Here is a 2199-nt window from a genome sequence, read left to right as displayed (position 1 = left end):
TTGCCGCTAACCGTAAGCAACTATTGGAGTAGTTACTATGGCTAACCGCGATTGTAATGTAAATTCAACCCATTCGAAAGCCCAGCGCCGCTATAAAGTCGGCTACATCAGTACCCGCCATGCCGACCGCAACACCGGCATGACCCGCCATTACAGCCAGCATCCCAGTTTACATCTCAAGGGGAACTGGCTGGAAGCAGCGGGATTTGCGACCGGGCAACCGGTGCAGGTCTGCATTGAGCACGGGCTGTTGATTATCCGGCTGGTTGAGAACAACTGACGGCTAAAAGGAAGAACCCAGCTCACACTTGGGCTGGGTTCTTTTATCATTTATAATTTTTTATCTGGATTAATATATAGGTATCTTTCATCAATCTCTAATGATAGGTCATCAATAATTTTAATTATCTGATTATATTCATCTTTTGTTATTTCAACATCATAATCAGCTATATGATCACATAATGTCTCGAACGCTAGGACATTTTCCGAATGATTTATATACTCCAAGTCATAATCAACAAGTGAAGGTTCCAAGCGATCTTTCAATCCTTCACCTAAAAGCCTGATTTTTTTGTTCACATTCATATTTGATACTCCTTATTTTATAGGCTTCAAGGTTGTTGGTTTCGACATTTTATCTGGGAATGCAGTAACAACTTTGCCATTTGCAGGCTCATAAATTACCCTCATGCGAACACCATCACGAACTTCCCAAGCAACCCATCTGGCGGGTTTTCCTGCCTTAGTATAAAGCCCGCCAGTTCCTGATTGCGCATACCACTGAGTCTTCGGCGAAGTCGCAATATCACCTATTTCATGGATAATTTTTTCTTTCGTCCAATTAGATGGGAAAGTCGTTTTTCCTGGATTTCCCGGGAATAAATGACCACCACTGGTAGGGCTATCACCATACAGTATATGTTTTTTCGCTTCTGGAGAGAGAATATCTGTATAATCTGTGCTTTTTCCAACACTTCCAACCGTGTCTTTGTAAGGCAGTGATTTTGCATCAAGTTTGCTTGTTGCATTCTCAACGTTTGTAACCTTGCCTTGTTCTTTCGGGCTAAATTTTCCTTCACCGGCACTCCATTGCGGCAACGGGCTTTCCGTTTTATTGGCTGTTCCCGAATTTTTAGTCAGTGCCAAAAAGGTCTTCGCCGCCACATACTGTATCACTTTTCCTTCACTGGTCGGGATGCCGCTGCTTACAATTTCAGCCGCTTTCTCGGGTGTCATCTGTTCATTGGACATCACCACTTCCAGTGGCACGCCAAAGAAGTTCCCCCACGCAACAAGCAAGCCCCTGACAGGATCTTGCCCTTCCGGGTGGGTGCCCCGAGCCTGTTTCGCCAAGGCTTCCGACAATTCATCCGGCGTTGCTCCTTCCTTGAGCATTTGCATAGCAAGTGAACTTTGCGCCTGCCCGTATTCCATCAACCCTTTTGGCAAACTCAAGGCATTATTCTCAACGGCGTTTTTGGCGGTCTGTGCCCCATCTACCCCTCCCGCCGTGGAATTCGTCGCCAGTCCTGCCGCTATCCCACCTGCCAGTGTAGACAAATTACTGACTGTTTCCTTCTCATCCGGTGACAATTCTTCTATGGATTTGCCCGAATAAAGTGCTCCGGCAATGGCAGAAGCCGCCAGTTCTCCTCCCACTGCGCCTACTGCGCCGCCTGTTGCTGACCCGCCTTTCATCTCGGCAATGACACCGCCTAAAATTGCGTGCGCCAGCAGATTGGTGGCTTTTTCTTCCGGCGTGAGCTGGCTATATTCCGTTTTATTACCATACGTCAGATCCTTGACGGCATTCGCTAAATAAGGAGCCGCACCATTGGCAATCGCCGCCTTGATATCTCCGCCAGCCAGTCCCTGCAATGCCGTGACGACGGCTGTCACCGCCTGACGTCGCTTACCGCCGATGGCTGCACCCTGATCTTCAAAAGCGTTATCATATGCGATACTGTATGCACGGTCAGCAACCGTCTTGGCATTAATTTCCTTGTTTTCTTTTTCCAGTTGGGCTGCTGCCTTTTCCTTCAATGCCTGTCGCTGTTGCGGGTCTTTCATCGCTTCCGTGGCGGTCTTCGTCGCCGCAATCGCTTCCTGCGTATTGTAGATATCCATCGCCTGATTACCAATTTCTGCAATGGCCTGAGCTTGTGCCAGACGCTGGCGCTCTTTCTCCTTGTCAAA

Annotated in this window: 3 protein-coding genes; 1 reads left to right on the top strand and 2 read right to left on the bottom strand. The window is 47.9% G+C overall.

The window, feature by feature from the left end:
* Positions 1–37 precede the first annotated feature (37 nt).
* Entirely contained in the window at positions 38–280 is a 243-nt protein-coding gene (locus BM100_RS22260; protein ID WP_092514979.1) for a SymE family type I addiction module toxin, read from the top strand.
* Between the two features lie 50 nt (positions 281–330).
* Here BM100_RS22260 and BM100_RS22255 read toward each other — a convergent pair whose 3' ends face one another.
* On the bottom strand, positions 331–588 hold the full coding sequence (locus tag BM100_RS22255) for a MafI family immunity protein (RefSeq protein WP_038242448.1): 258 nt from the start codon (positions 586–588) through the stop codon (positions 331–333).
* Positions 589–600: 12 nt separating this feature from the next.
* Positions 601–2199 (bottom strand): VENN motif pre-toxin domain-containing protein (locus BM100_RS22250; RefSeq protein WP_175495009.1); only part of this gene is annotated, 1599 nt, incomplete at its 5' end.

The sequence above is a fragment of the Xenorhabdus mauleonii genome, assembly GCF_900113945.1.
Classification (GTDB): domain Bacteria; phylum Pseudomonadota; class Gammaproteobacteria; order Enterobacterales; family Enterobacteriaceae; genus Xenorhabdus; species Xenorhabdus mauleonii.
The sequence above is the reverse complement of the archived record's forward strand: the minus strand, read 5'-3'. Positions and strand labels throughout refer to the sequence as shown.